The organism is Nitrospira sp. BLG_1 (assembly GCF_047338595.1).
In the GTDB taxonomy this organism is placed as follows: domain Bacteria; phylum Nitrospirota; class Nitrospiria; order Nitrospirales; family Nitrospiraceae; genus Nitrospira_D.
Genome location: NZ_JBLFBO010000009.1, coordinates 95,337 through 110,426, shown reverse-complemented (window position 1 = coordinate 110,426; position 15,090 = coordinate 95,337). Strand labels below are relative to the sequence as shown.

Here is a 15,090-nt window from a genome sequence, read left to right as displayed (position 1 = left end):
GGTCTGAGAAGTGTAACTCCTGTATAACTTGAAACGTTAAACATGAAACATGAAACTCGATCCATGATACCAGAAGCTCCCACACCTACCACTGATTACGGAGGCAATATGATTCCACAACAACAATCAATGAGGCGGCGACAGTTCCTGAAGGGGACCGTCGGGGCAGCGAGTGTGGTCGTACTGTCCGGTTGTGACAATCTCTCGCAGAGCAGTTGGTTTCCCAATATTCTCAGTAAGGCAGAACGGGTGACGGAAATCGTGCAACGGGCGGTGACTCCGCGCGAGGCCCTGGCCAAAGAATATGGCGAGGCCGACATCTCGACCGTCTTCCCGGCGAACGGCAATACCGATCCAGGGACAGAACTGTACGCCGAGCATGTCGCACGGAATTTTTCTGAATGGACGCTGGAAATAGTCGGCCTGGTCAAGTCGCCGAGAAGTTGGTCGCTGGCCGCATTGAAAGAACTGCCTGCGCGCACACAGATCACGCGTCATGATTGCGTAGAGGGCTGGAGTGCTATCGGCAAATGGACCGGTGTGCCAATCGGAGACTTGATGCACCAGGTCGAGCCACTGCCAAATGCGCGGTATGCGGTATTTCACTGTGCTGACGTGGACGACGAAGGGATTGCCTATTACGAGAGTATGGCGGTGGCCGATTGTTATCATCCCCAGACGATCTTGGCCTACGAGCTCAATGACGTGGCATTGGATATTCCACACGGCGCGCCCCTGCGGCTGCGGTTTGAGCGCCAGCTTGGGTACAAACAGGCCAAGTACGTCATGAAGATTGAACTGGTTGAGTTTCTAGCCGGTATCGGTGGGGGAAAAGGCGGCTATTGGGAGGATCAAGGGTATGAGTGGTACGCCGGCATTTAGACCGCTGCATCCGGAGTTTCACGTTTCGAGTTACGTGGAAGCCAAAATCATCAGGCCTGAAACCTGAAACTATTTGTCAGCGTCTCCCGTCGTACCAGACGGAGAGATGCTTTTTGTCCTGCAAGGTTCGTTTGGGTAGGAGAAAAATTCGGAAGATCTGACCGGCAATCTCCAGGCCCGAATAAAGCGAGACTTTACGGGATGAGGTTTCGAGGGGATGCTTGGTGAGAATGGTGAATTGCAATCCCTGCCGCCGTCCCCATTGCTTCAGCTGTTTACTGAGCCGCACTTCGTCTAACGCATAGAGTTCCTGGTCGAATCCGCCGACGTCCTGAAACGCATCGCGCCGGCAGACCACGAGCGCTCCGGCCGCCCAACGACAGAGGATCGAGGTCCTGGTCCAGAGTTGCAATGTGAGACGCGCCCACCAGGGCAAGCCATCCATCCGTAACGTACTCCCGCAGCCGACGTATTTCCCGGAGTCGATCAGACAGAGAATATCCGCCAACAGTTCCGCACTCAGCAAACTGTCCGCATCGAGGAACAGCAGCCACTCGCCGGTGGCCTGGGCGGCACCTGCATTACGCGCCCGCCCAATTTGATTGATCGGTTCGAAAACAACACGGGCACCGGCGTCTCTGGCCAGTTGCGCAGTATTGTCCGTGGAATTGTTGTCGACGACGATCACTTCCGATGTGAAACCGGATCCTGCGTTTGCGGCCAATGACGTTGTCACGGATCGCAGAGTCTGTTCGATCAGACGCGCTTCGTTGAAGGCCGGGATGATGATGGAGAGATGCATCAGGCGATATGATGCCACAGGTGCTACGTGCAGGGGAATGGGGGCTGAGTGTCAAGTTTCGGGTTTCATGTTTCAAGTTGTCTGGGGGTCAAGCATCTTCAGACTCGCAACTTAATACCCGATACCCTTTGCCGAGACCTAGACGTGGGAGTATGCACAATTGCTTGAGACGGACGATGCAGGGGAGGCTCGGGCTCTTTAGCTGGGAAGGGGCAGCAGTGGCGATGCCGTGTCTCTGTTGCGGCAGGATGACTGGACGGCGCTGTACACCCTCTTGGCGAACCAGTATCGGTGACGGTGGGGTGGATGGCTTAGTTTCTCAAGCGCTGAACAAGAACCGGTGGGATTCCTGCGATGCGACGATTGGAGGAGGACATTCGGCTATAGCCTGATCGTGCGATGCGCTACTGCACGGCGATAGAGTCGTTGTTGTCGGTGTGGTACGATCTCGCACCATGCCGCTCTCGGGTTTTCATCCCCTCATTGCTGAATGGTTTCAGGCATCGTTTGATGAGCCGACTGATGTGCAAGTCCAGGCCTGGCCGGCGATTCAATCAGGTGCAGATGCGCTCATTGCTGCGCCGACCGGCTCAGGTAAGACTCTTGCGGCGTTTCTCTCCTGCATCGATCAGCTCTTCAAGCAGGCTCTTGCTCGTAATCTGGATGACCAAACGCATGTGCTCTATGTCTCGCCGCTCAAGGCGCTGAGCAACGATATCCAGAAGAATCTTCAGAAACCGTTGGCCGAGATCGGAATGCGTGCGCTGCAGGCTGGACTCATGATGCCGGAGCTTCGGGTGCTCGTCCGTACCGGCGATACGCCGATGACGGATCGCCAGCAGATGCTCAAACGGCCACCGCATATTCTCGTTACGACTCCCGAATCGCTTTTCATCCTATTGACCGCTGACAAGAGCCGAAAGCTCTTACAGACGGTGCGCACCGTGATTGTCGATGAGATTCATGCACTCGCACCGAATAAGCGCGGATCTCATGTCGCCCTGTCACTCGAACGGCTGGAAGCCCTCACGTTCACAAAACCACAACGAATTGGCCTTTCCGCCACGCAGCGGCCGATTGAAGCCGTCGCGCGGTTTCTGATGGGAAACCGATCAGCGTCGTTCGTGAAGCCTACTTCACGAGGCGAGCGTGACTTGTCACAGGTCATTGGTCATTCGTCATGCGCAACTCACTCAGCCCTCAACACTCAGTCCTCAGTCCTGACCACTCAGCCCTCACCACTTCCTCGGATCATCAACGTCGGCCATAGGCGCCAGATGGATCTCGCAGTTGAAGTCCCAAAAGACGAATTGAGTGCCATCGCGACGAATGCCATCTGGTCTGATCTCTACGACCGTGTCACCGAGCTGGTGCGGGAACACCGGACGACGCTGGTGTTCGTCAATACGCGCCGCTTGGCTGAACGAGTGTCTCACTACCTGGAAGAGCGACTCTTGGATCTTGGGTCCGACGCGGTGGCAGCTCATCACGGCAGCCTGTCAAGGCAGATCAGGTTATCAGCCGAGGAACGGTTGAAGTCCGGCAAGACGCGCGTGGTCGTGGCAACGGCCTCACTCGAGCTTGGCATCGATGTGGGGACGGTCGATCTGGTCTGCCAGATCGGGTCGCCGCGAGCCATTGCCACTTGCTTGCAACGCATCGGGCGTGCCGGCCATTGGATTAAAGCGATTCCCAAAGGCCGTCTGTTCGCCACGACGAGAGATGAGTTGCTCGAATGTGCCTCGCTGATCCGGGCGATCAAGAACGGCACGTTGGACCGTATCGAGGTGCCGTTAGCTCCGCTCGACATCCTGGCGCAACAGCTCGTGGCCGCTGCCGCGACCCAGACCTGGAGCGAAGAGGACTTGTTTGCGCTTGTTCGACGGGCTGACCCCTATCGTGACCTGGAGCGGGCAACATTTGACCGCATCGTCCGTATGTTGGCGGAGGGGATTGCAACCAACCGGGGCAGGGGACTGGCCTATCTTTATCATGACCAGATCAATCATCGCATCAAGGGTCGCCGTGGGGCGAGGCTGGCGGCGATCACCTCCGGTGGGGCTATTCCTGACACGGCCACCTATGCGGTAGTCGCGGAGCCGGAAGGCACAGTGGTTGGTACCGTTGATGAAGATTTCGCCGTGGAAAGTTTGGCCGGCGATATCATGTTGCTCGGCAATACGTCCTGGCGCATCAAAGGCGTGGAGTCAGGCAAGGTGCGGGTGGAAGATGCTCATGGCGCCCCGCCCAGCATTCCTTTTTGGCTCGGTGAAGCCCCCTCCCGCACAGCGGAACTCTCTGCCGAAGTCGCCGGTCTTCGTTCCGAGATTGAGCGACTCACAAGCGCAGATCCCTCACCTGAAAGCTGTCACCTGTCAGCTCTTAGCTGGCTTCGCCAGGAATGCGCCCTCGACGCCCGTGGCGCTCAACAGGTTATCGAATACGTTCTGTCTGGAAACGCGGTATTAGGTGTTGTGCCGACCCAGGACTGCGTCGTCGCCGAACGGTTCTTCGATGAAAGCGGTGGGATGCAGTTAGTGCTCCACACGCCGTTCGGCGGGCGGATCAACAAGGCCTGGGGGTTGGCGTTGCGTAAGCGATTCTGTGTCACGTTCGACTTTGAGCTCCAAGCCGCGGCCACGGACAATGGTCTTGTCATTTCGCTCGGGGAGAAGCACAGTTTCCCTCTGGAGTCCGTGTTCAGCTATCTGCATTCCAACAGCGTGCGAGAGACGTTGATCCAAGCAGTATTGCTGGCCCCGATGTTTGCTACCCGCTGGCGGTGGAATGCCTCGCGAGCACTGGCGTTGCTGCGATTCTCGAACGGAAAGAAAGTTCCTCCACAGATTCAACGGATGAAGTCCGAGGATTTGCTTGCCGCTGTGTTTCCGGACGCGATTGCCTGCCAGGAGAATCTGACCGGACAACGAGCGGTCCGTCACATTCCGGACCATCCACTGGTGCAGGAAACGCTGCGGGATTGCTTGACTGACGCAATGGATCTGGAGGGGTTGATCGCTGTGCTGCGCCGGATCGAGACGGGGACGATCCGCTGTGTGGCGGTGGATACACCGACGCCGTCCGTGTTCTCGCACGAGATCTTGAATGCGAATCCCTATGCCTTCCTCGATGATGCGCCGCTGGAAGAACGGCGGGCGCGCGCGGTGGAAATGAGACGGACCCTGCCGCCGGACCTGCTGGGTCAAGTCGGCGCGCTCGATCCGGAGGCGATCGCTGAAGTGGCCCGCGAATCGTGGCCGGTCGTGCGCGATGCCGATGAACTTCATGACGCACTCCTGACCTTGTTCTGGCTACCTGAATCCGAGGTAACTCAATGGGCTGCCTATCTTCCGTTGCTTATGGAGTCTGGGCGAGCTGTCCTGCTCACGGTGAAGGGTGAGGCGTCAGGGGTAAAGGGATGGGTTGCGACGGAGAATAGGGAGCGGGTTGAGCGGGTACTTGAGGGGGAAGAAGACGCAACTCTGGATACCATTGTTCTGGGTTGGATGGAAAGCACTGGCCCGATGACGACGGTTGAATTGGCCGAGCGGCTGCATCTTCCGGTGTCGCCAATCGATGCTGCGATGGTACGTCTTGAATCCCAAGGCCAGGTCCTCCGAGGCCAGTTCCGTCCTCACGCAGCACTCCGCACTCAGTCCTCAGCACTTTCTGGCACTCCCCCGCCCGAGTGGTGCTATCGCCGTTTACTCGCTCGGATTCATCGGTTGACGATCGGAATCTTGCGCAAGGAAGTGGAGCCGGTTTCGGCGACGGATTTCATGCGGTTCCTCCTACAATGGCAACATGTCGTGCCGGGATCGCGTCAGCATGGTGAGGCTGGTTTACAACGTGTAATTGCACAGCTGGCTGGGTTTGAGGCGGCGGCTTCCGCATGGGAGCCACAGCTCTTGCGCTCGCGTATGGCCAAGTACGACCCTGAACTCCTAGATCGTCTTTGTCTCGGTGGTGCGGTCTGTTGGGGGCGTCTCTCTCCGCATCCCAGGTTTTCCCAATCAGGGGACTCAGAGCGTCGACGGATTGTTCCAACCAGCATTGCTCCCATTAGTTTGTTCCCACGTGAAGACAGTGACTGGTTGATGAAGTCTGTGCGAAGTGAGGCAACAACTGCTCCCGCTGAGCCAACGTCTCAGTTGAGTCCGGTTGCCCAGGATCTGTACCGAGCCTTAGGACAACAAGGGGCCAGCTTTTTCAATGACCTGGTCAGAATCACCCATTACCTGCAGACCGAGGTGGAGCAGGGACTCTGGGAACTCGTCGCCGCCGGTTTCGCAACGGCTGACGGATTTGATAATCTCCGCTCCCTCATGGACCCTCATCGACGTCGTGCGGAAGGACGCGAACGGGGTCGTCGACCACGGCATACAGCGGGACGCTGGTCGCTGCTCCGGGGAACAGAGCCGTTAATGGTTGATGGTCAATGGTCATCGGGTCCGGATCAAGCCATCAGCCATCAGCCATCAGCCATTGGCTCTTCTACTTCAACTCAGCACTCAACACTTTCAGCGCAGGTGGCTCACCAGCTCCTTCGCCGCTACGGCGTGGTCTTTCGCGATCTGCTGGCCCGCGAATCGCTGGTTCAGTCCTGGCGAGATCTGCTCGTGCAATACAGACGGATGGAAATGGCAGGGGAGGTGCGTGGTGGTCGATTCGTGAGTGGATTTACCGGCGAACAGTTCGCGTTGCCGGAGGCCGTGGAAGCGTTGCGGGCGATCAGGAAAACGAGCGGTGCTTCAAGTCATGAGATCAAACTATCCGCGACTGACCCACTGAACCTCGCTGGGGTGATTCTCCCAGGCCCACGGGTTCCGGCGGTACCAACCAACTTTCTGGTTTTGAAGGACGGTGTGCTTGTCCGGGCCGTAGTCGGTCGGCAAGGTGATGGACCCCTCGCTGTTACCGAACCCTTCGGTTCGGCAACAGTCGAGCGATCCACATGATATCCTCGGTCACTGCATGAATGATTTGGACGTCTTGCGTAAGAAGCTGAGCAATCCCGCAGGCGTTTGGTCGGCCACCTGGGAATAATTCGATTGAGCGGCTGAATAAAATGCGGTTTGGCGGTCAGCCGGAATGCCCAATAGACGACCCATAGATCCCAAGTACTCGCCTCGTCCTGCTGCCAAATCCTGGATCAGATTCGCCTGATTAAAGGTCACAAATGCGGTAGCTTTGAAGTCCGGCTTGATCTGACCATCTTCATTCCACCAGGCTGCTCCGGATGTCGTCCCGGTGACGTTCGACGTCGTATCAGTGATCTGATTAATCGTGCCCTTTACGGTGCACCCCGTTCCTGTCAGTGCCAGGCATGCCGATGCGATCATCACACTGTGCAAAATGTTTCGCATAAAGATCCTCCTTGCCTTGATAAGGTAGCCTGGGTTTTGACTATAGCATAGAGTGTCTTAAGTTCAGTTGTTTCTCTGCCGATAGAGAAGCAAAGAACGTATCTGTAGGACTCAACCACTCAGAGGGTGTCTGATGCCGGTAGAAGCCTTGACTCCTCTTGATCCCCGCCAATTCGTCAATCTACACCAGTTTGGCGCTGTCGGGGGGCAGCGGTTGGATACGCAAGTCAGCGGTTTTGCCGTATCCAATGATTTTTCGGGACGTCTCAACGTGACCACGGCAGAGGGAGATAGGGTCACCCTTACGGCAGACTTGGAAACCGAGTTTCGCGCCGGTACGTATCGCGCTCGGTTAGAGGCTGATCATGCGTCTGTGAGCGTGGGAGCCAGAACGACAGAAGTTGCCGTTCAACAAGACTTTGGGATTGCGGTGGATGGGCGTCTCAATGATCTGGAGTTGCACGATCTTGAAAAGCTGTTCCAGAATATCTCTCAGCTCTTTCGAGGATTTGTCGAGGGACAGGGAGAGAAGACTCAAGTGCATGCGGCGAAGCTTGCGGAACGATTGAGTGGGTTAGGCACAGTCTCCAGTCTGGACCTCAGTCTGGAGGTCATTCGATCGGTGGCGGTGGTCACAGGATCAACTCATACCTCGGGTGGGGCGCCTGAGACGGCGGCGGCGATCCCGCAGTCGTCTACCGGTACCACGGCGCCCACCCCCTCAGGGGATACATCAGACGGAGTTGTTCTCAAAGAGTCGGTCCAGAACGGGCAGCTTGCCTCGCTTATTCAGCAGGTGTTCAATGCCCTAAAGGAAGCGGAAGCTGAATTGCCGAAATTCCAGACGTATCTGGCTGGGTTTTTTGAGAAGCTGCATCATGATCTGCTGAAGGAGATACCACCGGGGCATGCGCATCAGGCTGAGGGGCCGGATCTGTCTGTAGAACAAGGACCGGAGTACGCCCAATCGCCCAGCGCGAACAGCAATGTGGTCACAGCGTATAGCTCGGTGCATCTCACCGCATTCTCATTCTCACTCCAAGGTTAACGTCGTTCCACAGAGAAGTTGATACCAATACTCAAGGCTGAGGCCTCAACGAGGCCTCAGCCTGCTGTCTCCGGTTTAGTTCGCCCAGAGGTGCTGATACCACTTCCTCACTGTGCCTTCCGGCGATGACGCCAGATTCATGGCATTGCGAATTGCGCCGATATTCCATCCGGTCAAATTCGCCAGGGTCTGTGCCTCGTGTTCATACCGCTCCCGCAACTGCTGGCGGTAGGCCGTCGCGGCTGGACATTCATCCGTTCCGGTCCATGCGTGGCGAAGGATGTAACGGGCCTGGAAATTATTCCGATCGGACGTTTCCTGGAACATCAAGTCTTCTGGAAAGTGGGCTGCGTCGTAGCGAACGTGGAGACGGGTGAGGAACACGTTCTGTGCCTGCGGCATGGTGCCTCCACGCTGCTTGCCGTTCGGGCGCTCTTGCCAAAAGACGCCCAAGTTCTTCAGCTCTTCAGCTGAGAGTGGGTTTGCAGCACAAGGATCGCACCAGGTCATATCCCAGGCATATTCGAGAAACACCCCTCGTTCGTGTTCGCGCTTCACTTGCTGTGTGAAGAGGTCACGATAAAAGTCGCCGAACTTATCCTTGACGTACAGCGGAACCTCCTGAGCCGCCGGTAATCGGACCGTCCGGTAGTTCGTCGTTTCGACGCGCCCTTGCTTTGTCAGTGTATAGATGAAGAGTTCCTGTGCACCGTCGGCGTTAATTGTTCCCAGCCTGATCGGCAGCATGAATTTGGGGGATTCGAAGGCGATCTGGATCGGCCGCAGGTGAGTAAAGCCGAGCTTGGATTGCTCGGTCAGGTTTACCTTTGCCACGAAGAACTTCATGTCCTGTTTAAGGTAACTGTGCAGCACGGTGGAAGCCCCATGTGGAATCTTGTATCCGTTCTCAGCTAACCAGGTTTCAAGCCCGTGACTTTCCTTGGCTGACAGAATCAGAATGTCGTATTCGCCGATGGTATACTGCGCCTCGACAGTCACGCCGAGTGCCGTATCGCGTTCTCTGGCTGAGGCGCTTGCCGGCGCCATGTTCTTTGCCATATCGAGACTACGGCGTTCCATCAGCTCGTACCGGACACAAGGGTTCTCGTCGAAATACTCCACCAGCCGTGGCGCCGAGTAGTCGGCCAGATGTTTCAGAACGGCGGCATCGCCAATGTGGATCTGGTCCTGATCCAACACCGTTGGCACTGGCACGACCATGGCAAATTCCTTCACCTCGCCCTTGAAGTCATTGGCCATCGTGATCACGGTTTTGTTGTCATGGCGGGCGATGACCACTTCGGATGCTTTATTGAAGAGCTTCGTATCGGCTTTGCCGACATAGAAGCCGCAGAATGCTGAGGCGTTGGTACCCCAGAGAAATAGACTCATAACAACGGAGAATAAGGAAAGAACAATGTGGTTCATGAAAATCTCCTTTGTGGTTGAACTGATAGTGACAATGGAACGGCTGCCGGGGCGTAACCAGTTGCGGGTTTGGACCAGTCGTATCGGACTCCAGGAAATAGGCGATCCAGTAAGGGGACGAGTGGTGAGCAGGCGATGAGTCCCCAGAGTGGGCCGTTGGGTTTAAAGAAATGGAACTGGATGTAGAGTGCCGTGAGTGCCACGATTAGGGCGAAGACGATGCGTCCAGTTCTGGAGTCAGGTGTCGTCTTGGGATCGGAAATCATGAAGAATGAAAAGATCAGCAATGCGCCGCTCTCAATCTGATGGAGTGGAATAGTGAATGGGTCGCCGAGCCAGAGGGCGCGGGCGACCAGGAGTCCGACGTAGAACGTCAAGAAGGCCAGTGTGACATCAGCCCGTGCCGCACGGGTCACAACAAGCGAGCCGAGGCAAGCGATCAGAAACCCAAACCAGGCGACCTGTCCCCATTGCCCCGGTGAGATCCAGCCGAGGCCGCTGGCGAGTACGATGACGAGCGCCAGGTTGGTGGGGTTGAAGATGTGCTTGCCCTTCCATCGAATGACGAATTTGCTGGCGATCGCGATGCCAGCGGCGAGTGCAGTAACAGCACAATCATTAGTGCGGAGGAGAAGGCACAGCGAGAGGGATGAAATCAGCGCGCTCTTGAGATCAAAGAACAGCAGGTGGAAATAGCGGGTACCCACATATTGCATTAGTTGTGCTGTGCTGATTGTGATGACGATCTGCCAGATTGAAATGTCAAAGTGGAGCACGAGCAGCCCGTAGAGGAGGAGCGTCGAAAGGCTAGCGATTTGATAAAAGCGAGGATCCCGCCAGAAAGATGGTTCGCTTGGTTGGATTGTGCCGTTGTCTTGGCCCATACATCCTCCTCAGGCTGATTTGGTCACGTGTGGCGGCCTTCACAGGAGGATATGGGACGAGGGGAGAAATCCTTTCAGGTGCGAGGGCGAACCGGGCGGTGTTGACAAGTCACGTGCTCATTGTGAGAATAACGAGCAAGTGAAAGACAGGTTCACGGCAAGATGAGTGTGAGTCGCTGGTCCAGTTCAAGCGTATAGTGAGGTTTTCAACGATGACAGCCTGGATCCTTCCTGCCTTGAAAGCCGCGCTGCCGCATGTGGGGACTATCTTGTCCGCAGCGGCTCCTGTGTTTACCAAGAAAAGTGCCGATGCCCCTACTAGTCAGGATGCGACCCTCCAGCAGCAGGTTGCTGAGCTTCAGGCTACTGCGGCTAAGAACGACACGTACCTCAAAGATTTAGCCATACAAATGCGAACAATGCTTGGAGCGCTTGAACAGAGTGCGGCTCTGGAGGAGCGTCGGTATCGACGTCTTTTGATGCTGTGTCTTGCAACGGGGATGATAGGGGTGGTCTCGCTGGGATTGGTCTTGATCGTACTGCTCCGATAGACGTGCGATCCTATTCAGGGCCGCGTGAGCGGATATCGACGAGGAAGAGGCGGGAGTTCTTTGAAGGGGTTGCATAAGATCTTATGCAACCAATAGTTTTCAGCTGTGATCGGATTGTACGGGGCCAAAGGGATATGATCGTGGGATGTGATAATTCCACTGGGGATTGAGGTTCCTCTCCGTCACTCGCCCGCGTGAGTATCAGCGTGCCCCATGTCGGTTCGTCTCCAGAGAAGGTCCAGAATCTGTTCCGTAGCTGCGAGCCGGGAAGATGAACACGTAGGGAGGGAAGAATTCAGCTCTGATCTCAGCAGCCCTTGAACTTATTTGACCGACATTGTTCTGAAAGCCGTTTGGCTTCTGTGATTTGTGCGGGTGTCATGCGTTGGGCGACATCGTCTCGATTTTCTTCCGCTTGCTTCTTATCCTCACCCTGCATATGTGACGCTGCGAGATTCACCCACATATAGGCCCGCACCAAGTCTTGAGGCCCCCCAAGCCCGGCAAAATAGAGTTCCGCGAGGTTGTTTTGCGCATGGGGGTGACCCTGTGTTGCAGCCTTCTCATACCACGTTCGTGCTTGAGTGTAGTCCTGTGGCATGCCTTTTCCTTTGGCATACAGCTCCCCGAGGCCGTTCTGCGCCTCAGCATTTCCCTGATTGGCCTGGGTCTGGAGGGTAGATAAGTCTTTCGTGCCGGCCGGAGGGAAGGCCAGACTCGGCCCACCGAGCAGAACAAGAGTCGTCAGAAGGATGATGAGGGAAGTGGGACGCATGAGTTGCTGAGTATGCCGTGCATACGAATGGATCGTCAAGATGAATCCTACCGAGCTCGCTGTGGGTACTCTGGTGGAGGCGGTTGGGCGGGCATAGGTGGCGGAGGTGGAAGTTGCAGGGGCTGATTGCTCAATTGCAGCGGTGGGCCAAGATTGAGCCCGGGACTTTGAGGTGGTTGTACCCGTATGATTTGCTCGCCGTTCGGGAGATTGGTCGACGTGTGTACATTACCGGCGGTATCCATGTGGACGGTTGTGCCACCTTCTGCGTCCAGTACTTGCTGTAACCGCTCTTTCGCGCTGGGCTGTGGCGATAATTCCTCTCCAATTGCGAGTGACAGGCTTGCGCAGCCGGTGACGAGTAGGATCATGAGATGGAGAGCGATTCGATTCATGTGAACATTATACAACTGGCCCGCAATGGATCAATGCCCCGTGAACCTGCACGCCTATCTCTCGTGAGTGAACCGGCCCTGCTGGGAATGGTTCGGGACTCTCACGCGAAGCTCTCACTGTTGCCTGCCGCAGTGGGTAGTTTCCAAGACTGTGCTGCACGATTCATCTGCCCGTGCACATTTTGGCAACTTACTTGCCGATGTGGTGTTGACGGGTCACACTTTGTCGATTTAGTGATGGTGGCTGGTGGTTCCCAGCTGAGCTTCCGAGGGCATGAGAATGGTTCTCACGGCTAAGTCTCCTGGAACAAGGAATGAGATATGAAGCTTGCAGTCGTCTTCGGATTCTGTACGCTTCTTCTGGGGCCGAATTTACTTTGGCTGAATTGGTCGACCGTGCGCGTTGAAAATCGCGGTTCGCAGTCGATTGAGGAAGCGATCCTCTTCGTCTGTGAGCAGCGGGTGAACCTGGGATCGTTGGCGCCAGGCGCCTCGCGTTTTCGGTTCTTACCCAAGTGCGGTGATGATTCACTAGAGATTCGAGCCAGTCAGCACTCGACGAATTGTACGATCTATGTCGAGGGAGAGATGTATCACGTGCGGGCGTGGTTTACGTCGTCGACGATGGGCGACTGCATCTATGGAGGGAGTCCTCCGCTGACGCCACTCTTACTGGCTGAGTTACTGTAGGGAGATTGGTCAATCATCATGCAGCAGGTCACTCCTCGGATCTATTGTATTCCCGCGACTCAGGCGCCGGTGGTGGCCGTGTTTCGTCGAGGGCCGAGTGACTGGTCGCATATCGGACGGTGGGATCTGGCTACTCAGCGCTACGAACCAGGTGCCTGGCTTGGAGGACGTATCTTCCCCAGGCGATCTGATCTGTCTCCCGATGGTCAGTACCTCTGTTACTTCGCCCATAAGCCGAGTGCGATATGGGAGCATGGTGATGCCTATATCGCAATCTCGAAACTTCCATGGCTGACCGCGCTGCATGCCTTTGGGACCTGCGGGACCTGGACGCGCGGCTACTATTTCAGGGAGGCCGATGGGTCTGATGATCGGCCAATGGCGAAACTCCCGATTCCATACGGATTACGTTCTAGCCCTGCGATTCAATTCGCCAACGAACGACGACGAGGGTGGGTCGAGGAGGGGAATTCACCGGCTCGTGATCCCGGGGATGCTTGGGATCAACATCGTCACGCTCGTATGCGAAAGCCACAGCCCTGCGGCACGCGAGTACTCTGCGTGGAAAGCGTGGGATGGGCTGGAGGGGAGTTTGGTGTCGACCAGGCGGTTGATGGCCTGAACGTTCGATACTCTCTGGAACTCAACGGAGATCGTGAACTCTTGGAAGATGTTCAATGGGCCGATTGGAGCCAAGAAGGGCACTTACTCGTTGGCACGCGATCGGGACGGCTACAGATACGAGCGTGTACACACGATAGCGCCAAGACTCTCTTCGAAGTGGATCTCTCGAACCTTGAACCGAATCCTACACCTGCGCCGATTTGGGCTCAGAGCTGGTAGTGGCAACGCACTGACGCCTCTCCTTTTGTGTGCAAACATCCATGACTGCACAGCCTAGAAGACCTCCGCAGGTCACATTTTGGAGTAGCTCATGTCCAAAATTTTGAAATACATTGCCTGAAAACCAATCTCACGATACCCGTAGACCAAGCGCTGGTTCCCAGCGTCGCACATATCACAAGAGTTCAGTAAAAGGGAGGCCGTTCATGCATCTCGTCGTGGTGTCGGCATTGGTGGTCGGGTTGGTGTATTTGCTGTGGCAGATCAGGCCGTAGCGCGCCTTTCCATGTGACAGCAGCGAGCGCGCTTCAGTGAAGGCATGCTCTTGCACGGCCTCCAGGGGATAACCTGCTGGAGGCCGTGGTCATTATGGTCTCTCCATAATCTGGTTCTGCTGTCTTTCCTGTAGCACGAGCGCGTCAAAAACTACAAAATCAGTTGCGAGAAATCTTGTCTCACGGTAGCCCTAGACTGGGTGCCGGCTTCTGGTTCCGGTCCTGTTGGGATAACCGATCTATTGGAGGAGGGTTTTCATGCGCATCATTATGATTTCTGTGGTCCTGTCCGCAGTGATCGCTGGGTCTGGTTCTGTGGCCATGGCAGATGAGCTGACAAATCTCGGCTCTGAATTGAAGGGTGAAATGGGCTCCATGGCCAGCGAAGCCAAAGGTGAGATGAAAGGCGAGCATGATCAGATGAAAGAGAGTCTCAAGTCGAAAAAAGAGCAGATGAGGGGCGAGATAAAGGCCAAACGGGAACAGATGAGATCAGAGATGAAGGGGAAACGAGATGCGTTGAAGGCCGAGAGAAAGGAGATGAAGAAAGCGGCGAAGGCGAAGAGATCCAAGGCCAAGAAGCAGGCTGAGGAAGCCGTCGAATCATTGGAGCCAAGCGCGTACTAGACGAACAGGTTCAACGCAATTCTGTTACCACAGGGTCTCTCACAAGGCCTCCGGAAGTACAGCTTCTGGAGGCCTTGTGTTTCTTGTGGCCGAAGATCTCGAAATTGTTTTCTTGCGGTGACGTTGGACGACATCAGGACGCGTTACACCACTTGTTCGCAGGGTAAGACGAAGACGTGGAGTGGGAACATGAGGTCACCTGTGGATGCTTCTTGTCCGAGGCGGAACCGCTTGAACCCGTCGATGAGACGGTGGGCCGATTGGTCGGGAACCGCGACAAGAATCATCCGGTTCGTTGAGGGAGCGAGAAAGAACTGGCTGGTTAGTCCGGTCTCTCCTTTTCCTGTGACGTTGTGCAGCTCGCTGTACGAAGTGACCTCATATTCCTTCAAGATGGCATGTACCTGTTCAACGAGCGATTCACGAAACACGATGACCAACATTTCCATGCGCGACGCTCCCTTGTTCTGGTCGGTGCCGACTCTCGGTGTATTATCAATAGCGCCAAGAACAATTACAAGCTC

Annotated in this window: 14 protein-coding genes; 7 read left to right on the top strand and 7 right to left on the bottom strand. The window is 55.9% G+C overall.

All coding sequences use genetic code 11. The features are described from left to right. Nucleotides 1–108: 108 nt before the first annotated feature. A complete protein-coding gene (locus tag ACMTNU_RS10520) occupies nt 109–882 on the top strand; it encodes a molybdopterin-dependent oxidoreductase (RefSeq protein WP_413935199.1) in 774 nt (257 codons plus the stop codon). 76 nt (nt 883–958) lie between these two features. On the opposite strand, the gene ACMTNU_RS10515 is transcribed toward ACMTNU_RS10520, so the two are convergent. Next, nucleotides 959–1,702 (bottom strand): glycosyltransferase, encoded by a 744-nt coding sequence (locus ACMTNU_RS10515; protein ID WP_413935198.1) that lies wholly within the window; start codon nt 1,700–1,702, stop codon nt 959–961. Between the two features lie 437 nt (nt 1,703–2,139). Here ACMTNU_RS10515 and ACMTNU_RS10510 point away from each other — a divergent pair, with 437 nt between their 5' ends. Continuing rightward, complete coding sequence (locus tag ACMTNU_RS10510) at nt 2,140–6,642, top strand: DEAD/DEAH box helicase (protein WP_413935197.1); 4,503 nt, start codon at nt 2,140–2,142, stop codon at nt 6,640–6,642. Between the two features lie 9 nt (nt 6,643–6,651). Here the strand turns inward: ACMTNU_RS10510 and ACMTNU_RS10505 are convergent, their stop codons facing one another. Further along, nucleotides 6,652–7,050 (bottom strand): DUF3015 family protein, encoded by a 399-nt coding sequence (locus tag ACMTNU_RS10505; protein WP_413935196.1) that lies wholly within the window; start codon nt 7,048–7,050, stop codon nt 6,652–6,654. 133 nt (nt 7,051–7,183) lie between these two features. On the opposite strand from ACMTNU_RS10505, the gene ACMTNU_RS10500 reads away from it, so the two are divergent. Next, nucleotides 7,184–8,098 carry a hypothetical protein gene (locus tag ACMTNU_RS10500; RefSeq protein WP_413935195.1) on the top strand — a complete coding sequence of 305 codons (915 nt, stop codon included), beginning with the start codon at nt 7,184–7,186 and terminating at the stop codon, nt 8,096–8,098. Between the two features lie 75 nt (nt 8,099–8,173). Here ACMTNU_RS10500 and ACMTNU_RS10495 read toward each other — a convergent pair whose 3' ends face one another. Both ACMTNU_RS10495 and ACMTNU_RS10490 read right to left on the bottom strand, forming a co-directional pair. Beyond that, nucleotides 8,174–9,526, bottom strand: coding sequence for a DUF2330 domain-containing protein (locus ACMTNU_RS10495; protein WP_413935194.1), 1,353 nt, complete (start codon nt 9,524–9,526; stop codon nt 8,174–8,176). Next, complete coding sequence (locus tag ACMTNU_RS10490; protein ID WP_413935193.1) at nt 9,523–10,410, bottom strand: RnfABCDGE type electron transport complex subunit D; 888 nt, start codon at nt 10,408–10,410, stop codon at nt 9,523–9,525. Before ACMTNU_RS10490 ends, ACMTNU_RS10495 begins: the two co-directional genes overlap by 4 nt. A gap of 212 nt (nt 10,411–10,622) precedes the next feature. Here ACMTNU_RS10490 and ACMTNU_RS10485 point away from each other — a divergent pair, with 212 nt between their 5' ends. Continuing rightward, nucleotides 10,623–10,961: a hypothetical protein gene (locus tag ACMTNU_RS10485; RefSeq protein ID WP_413935192.1), complete on the top strand. Its 339-nt coding sequence runs from the start codon at nt 10,623–10,625 to the stop codon at nt 10,959–10,961. Between the two features lie 307 nt (nt 10,962–11,268). Here ACMTNU_RS10485 and ACMTNU_RS10480 read toward each other — a convergent pair whose 3' ends face one another. Beyond that, nucleotides 11,269–11,775, bottom strand: a complete 507-nt coding sequence (locus tag ACMTNU_RS10480; RefSeq protein ID WP_413935191.1) for a tetratricopeptide repeat protein — start codon at nt 11,773–11,775, stop codon at nt 11,269–11,271. Between the two features lie 8 nt (nt 11,776–11,783). After that, nucleotides 11,784–12,131, bottom strand: a complete 348-nt coding sequence (locus tag ACMTNU_RS10475; protein WP_413935190.1) for a hypothetical protein — start codon at nt 12,129–12,131, stop codon at nt 11,784–11,786. 321 nt (nt 12,132–12,452) lie between these two features. On the opposite strand from ACMTNU_RS10475, the gene ACMTNU_RS10470 reads away from it, so the two are divergent. The 3 genes from ACMTNU_RS10470 to ACMTNU_RS10460 all read left to right on the top strand — a co-directional run bounded on the left by ACMTNU_RS10470 (nt 12,453) and on the right by ACMTNU_RS10460 (nt 14,566). After that, nucleotides 12,453–12,821 carry a hypothetical protein gene (locus ACMTNU_RS10470; protein ID WP_413935189.1) on the top strand — a complete coding sequence of 123 codons (369 nt, stop codon included), beginning with the start codon at nt 12,453–12,455 and terminating at the stop codon, nt 12,819–12,821. A gap of 18 nt (nt 12,822–12,839) precedes the next feature. Beyond that, entirely contained in the window at nt 12,840–13,664 is an 825-nt protein-coding gene (locus tag ACMTNU_RS10465) for a hypothetical protein (RefSeq protein ID WP_413935188.1), read from the top strand. A 533-nt stretch (nt 13,665–14,197) separates the two neighbouring features. Further along, the gene (locus ACMTNU_RS10460; RefSeq protein WP_413935187.1) at nt 14,198–14,566 is read left to right on the top strand and encodes a hypothetical protein; all 369 of its coding nucleotides are present in this window, start codon (nt 14,198–14,200) and stop codon (nt 14,564–14,566) included. Between the two features lie 143 nt (nt 14,567–14,709). Here the strand turns inward: ACMTNU_RS10460 and ACMTNU_RS10455 are convergent, their stop codons facing one another. Next, nucleotides 14,710–15,015, bottom strand: a complete 306-nt coding sequence (locus ACMTNU_RS10455) for a P-II family nitrogen regulator (protein ID WP_413935186.1) — start codon at nt 15,013–15,015, stop codon at nt 14,710–14,712. Nucleotides 15,016–15,090 lie beyond the last annotated feature (75 nt).

Bases quoted from the DNA above. Each gene is read 5' to 3' on its own strand.
- ACMTNU_RS10520 (WP_413935199.1), top strand. From the start codon at position 109: ATGATTCCACAACAACAATCAATGAGGCGGCGACAGTTCCTGAAGGGG.
- ACMTNU_RS10510 (WP_413935197.1), top strand. From the start codon at position 2,140: ATGCCGCTCTCGGGTTTTCATCCCCTCATTGCTGAATGGTTTCAGGCA.
- ACMTNU_RS10505 (WP_413935196.1), bottom strand. From the start codon at position 7,050: ATGCGAAACATTTTGCACAGTGTGATGATCGCATCGGCATGCCTGGCA.
- ACMTNU_RS10500 (WP_413935195.1), top strand. From the start codon at position 7,184: ATGCCGGTAGAAGCCTTGACTCCTCTTGATCCCCGCCAATTCGTCAAT.
- ACMTNU_RS10495 (WP_413935194.1), bottom strand. From the start codon at position 9,526: ATGAACCACATTGTTCTTTCCTTATTCTCCGTTGTTATGAGTCTATTT.
- ACMTNU_RS10490 (WP_413935193.1), bottom strand. From the start codon at position 10,410: ATGGGCCAAGACAACGGCACAATCCAACCAAGCGAACCATCTTTCTGG.
- ACMTNU_RS10485 (WP_413935192.1), top strand. From the start codon at position 10,623: ATGACAGCCTGGATCCTTCCTGCCTTGAAAGCCGCGCTGCCGCATGTG.
- ACMTNU_RS10475 (WP_413935190.1), bottom strand. From the start codon at position 12,131: ATGAATCGAATCGCTCTCCATCTCATGATCCTACTCGTCACCGGCTGC.
- ACMTNU_RS10470 (WP_413935189.1), top strand. From the start codon at position 12,453: ATGAAGCTTGCAGTCGTCTTCGGATTCTGTACGCTTCTTCTGGGGCCG.
- ACMTNU_RS10465 (WP_413935188.1), top strand. From the start codon at position 12,840: ATGCAGCAGGTCACTCCTCGGATCTATTGTATTCCCGCGACTCAGGCG.
- ACMTNU_RS10460 (WP_413935187.1), top strand. From the start codon at position 14,198: ATGCGCATCATTATGATTTCTGTGGTCCTGTCCGCAGTGATCGCTGGG.
- ACMTNU_RS10455 (WP_413935186.1), bottom strand. From the start codon at position 15,015: ATGGAAATGTTGGTCATCGTGTTTCGTGAATCGCTCGTTGAACAGGTA.